General features: G+C 75.3%; 2 protein-coding genes and 1 pseudogene. 2 read left to right on the top strand and 1 reads right to left on the bottom strand.

Annotated features, from left to right (window positions below; all coding sequences use genetic code 11):
* Window positions 1-709, bottom strand: a 709-nt coding sequence (locus tag ACWEN3_RS44415; protein WP_452983813.1) for a VIT1/CCC1 transporter family protein, incomplete at its 3' end; no start/stop codon positions are given.
* A gap of 271 nt (window positions 710-980) precedes the next feature.
* On the opposite strand from ACWEN3_RS44415, the gene ACWEN3_RS44410 reads away from it, so the two are divergent.
* Together ACWEN3_RS44410 and ACWEN3_RS44405 are read left to right on the top strand one after the other, a co-directional pair.
* Complete coding sequence (locus tag ACWEN3_RS44410) at window positions 981-2342, top strand: ADP-ribosylglycohydrolase family protein (RefSeq protein WP_452983811.1); 1362 nt, start codon at window positions 981-983, stop codon at window positions 2340-2342.
* Window positions 2339-2935 (top strand): annotated as a pseudogene (locus ACWEN3_RS44405) (ADP-ribosylglycohydrolase family protein); the annotation flags it as partial. The gene ACWEN3_RS44410 and the pseudogene ACWEN3_RS44405, both read left to right, overlap by 4 nt.
* Window positions 2936-2976: the final 41 nt, after the last annotated feature.

The raw sequence follows: 2976 nt of genomic DNA, 5'->3' as shown, positions 1-2976 counted from the left end.
GGAGGCCGATGACGATGAACGCGCCGATGGCCACGACCTTGATGCCGGCGAACCAGAACTCGAACTCGCCGTAGGAGCCCACCGAGACCAGGTTCACGACGGCGCCACAGCCGAAGAGCCCGGCGAGGGCCAGCAGCACGGCGGGCCACAGCGCGGTCGCGCCGAGCAGGTAGGGCAGCACGGGCAGCAGGGCGCCGAGGGCGAAGGACCCGAAGGAGGAGACGGCGGCGACCAGCGGCGAGGGCAGATCGCCGGGGTCGATGCCCAGCTCCTCGCGGGCGTGGATCTCCAGGGCCTGCTCGGGGTCCTTGGACAGCTGCCGGGCGACCTCGCGGGCCAGCTCGGGCTCCACACCCCGGGCGACGTAGAGTGCGGCGAGCTCGTCCTCCTCGTCCTGGGGGTGCTTGCGCAGCTCGCGACGCTCGACGTCGAGTTCGGCCTCGACGAGTTCGCGCTGGGAGGCGACGGAGGTGTACTCGCCGGCCGCCATGGAGAAGGCGCCGGCGGCAAGGCCCGCGAGGCCGGTGATGACGATGGTCTGGTGGCTCACGGAGCCGCCGGCCACGCCGGTCATCAGGGCTAGGTTGGAGACCAGGCCGTCCATCGCACCGAAGACGGCGGGGCGCAGCCAGCCGCCGTTCACGTCGCGGTGCGTGTGGTTGTCGCGGTGCGCCTCGTGCAGCGCGGCCTCGATTTCGATGATGGCCATGAGGCCCCCCGGGATAGCTTAGCCAAAGCTAACTTTGGACGAGTTCTACTTTTGGATAACCCTGAACCTACGCCGATAATTTCCGCGCCGCCAGCAAGGGAAGGCTCGGCTAACCTGCAGCTTTACCTTCCCCTTGCTCATTCGTGAATCTGGCCGCTCACATGTCGAGCGGGTGACGCTGCACCCGGGACAGCTCGGTCGCGCCCCGGCCGTGGGACACATCCGCAAAGGGTCCCGGCGGTGCTCGGGGGCCCGCCGAAGGAGGCCGCCCATGGCATCGATCGCCTGCACTCCCCCGCTTCCGGCACCCGGGGACGCCATCGGGCTCCGCGAGCGAGCCCGCGGCGCGCTGCTCGGCCTGGCCGTCGGGGACGCGCTCGGCGCGCCCGCGGAAAACCTCAGGCCCTCCGAGATCCGGGCCCGCTGGGGCCGCATCACGGGGTACGTGAGCGAGCGTCCGCAGGGCACGGACGACACCGAGTACGCGCTGTTCTCGGGCCTGCTGCTGGCCCGGCACGGCTCGGCCCTCACCCCGGCGCACGTGGAGGCGGCCTGGCACGAGTGGATCGCCGACCGGGCGGACAGCCCCTTCCGGGGTGCGGGCTTCAGCGAGCGCGGCACCCTGGAGAACCTGCGCCGGGGCCTGGCCGCCCCCATCTCGGCCCAGCACCGGCACGCCTGGAGCGACGGGCTGGCGATGCGTGCGGCGCCGTTCGGCGTCTTCGCCGCCGGGCGCCCGGGGGAGGCGGCCCGGCTGGTGGCGATCGACGGCTCCGTCAGCCACGAGGGCGAGGGCATCTACGGCGGCCAGGCGGTCGCGGCCGGGGTGGCCGCGGCGATGGCGGGAGCGCCCGCCCCGGTCGTGATCGCCTCCGCGCTCGCGGTGATCCCGGAGGACTCGTGGACGGCCCGCTCCCTGCGCCGCGCGGTGTCCGTGGCCCATCGCGGGGAACGCGCGGTCCGCTCCGCGGTGGTCATCGGCGGCTACCCCTGGACCGACCTGGCCCCTGAGGCGGTGGCCCTCGCGTTCGGCGCGTACGCGGCGGCCGACGGCGACTTCCGGGAGGCGGTCCTGACGGCCGTCAACATGGGCCGCGACGCCGACACGACGGCGGCGGTGGCCGGCGCGCTGGCCGGGGCGACCCGGGGCCTCGCCGACGTCCCGACCGCCTGGGCCGCGGCCATCGGCCCCGCCCGGGGACGCTGCCTGCCCGCCATGGCCGGCCACCACGTGCTGGACCTGGCCGAGCTCCTGGTCCCCGAGGAGGGCGGCAAGTGGGGGGCGGACGTGGTGCTGCCCGGCTTCCTGCCGGACGGCGTGCGCCGCGCGGCAGCGGGAGCGGCCCGGCCCCCGGCACCGTCGCTCGAACTCACGCTCGCGCGCCCGAAGCGAGCCCCGTCGCCGAACGAGACGTCGGCAGTACCGGGGGCCGGGCCGGGGCCGGAGACCGGCGGAGAGCCGGCGCCTCAGTCGCCCCCAGCCCCTGCCCCGGCCCACGCCTCCGCCTCCGCCGCCCAGCCGGCCGAGTCGGGTGGTGGGTGGGTGAGGGGGCGGAACCCCCTCATCGGGGCAGGCGGCGAGGCCACGGCGTGCGACCCCCTCATCGGGGCGGACAGCGAGGGACGCTCATGACCGCGCGCCGCATCGAGGGCCTGCTGCTGGGCCTCGCCGCGGGCGACGCCGCCGGCTGGCCCGCCGCCCGGCACCGCGCCGCCCGTATGCCCGAGTGGACCCGCCGCCTCACCCGCGAACTGGACACCTTCGCGGAACAGAACGCCACCACCACACTCCCCGTGCCGATCGCCCTCAACCAGCCCCCCGGCCCCCTCCGGCTCGGCCCCTCCGACGACGCCGAGTGGGCGGCCTTCGCCGCGGAGGCGGTCCTGCGGGCCGGCGCCGACGACGTCCTCGGCGACCTCAGCCGGGAGCGCCGTATGCGCGCCGCCATCGACCTGACCTGGACCGCCGTGGCCTCCGAGGTCGCCGCCGCGGCCGAACGCGCACCCGAGATCGAGTCGGCCGTGCTCCCCCTGCGCGCCCGTATCTCGGTCCGTGCCGGCCTCGGCAACCTCGCCACCGGCCTGCGCCCGCCCGCCACCGGCCACGACAACCCGCACTACTTCGACGACGCGGCCTGCGTCCGTGCCTGCGTCCTCGCCGTCGCCCACCCCGGCGACCCCGAACGGGCTCGGCTTCGTCAAGTCACCGCGCGCCCGCAACAAGATCCGGGCCTGGTTCTCCAAGGAGCGCCGCGACGAGGCGATCG

The organism is Streptomyces sp. NPDC004561 (assembly GCF_053602155.1).
This window is presented reverse-complemented; position numbering and strand designations above follow the sequence as displayed.

Coding starts and splice junctions, on each gene's coding strand:
- ACWEN3_RS44410 (WP_452983811.1), top strand. CDS start 981: ATGGCATCGATCGCCTGCACTCCCCCGCTTCCGGCACCCGGGGACGCC.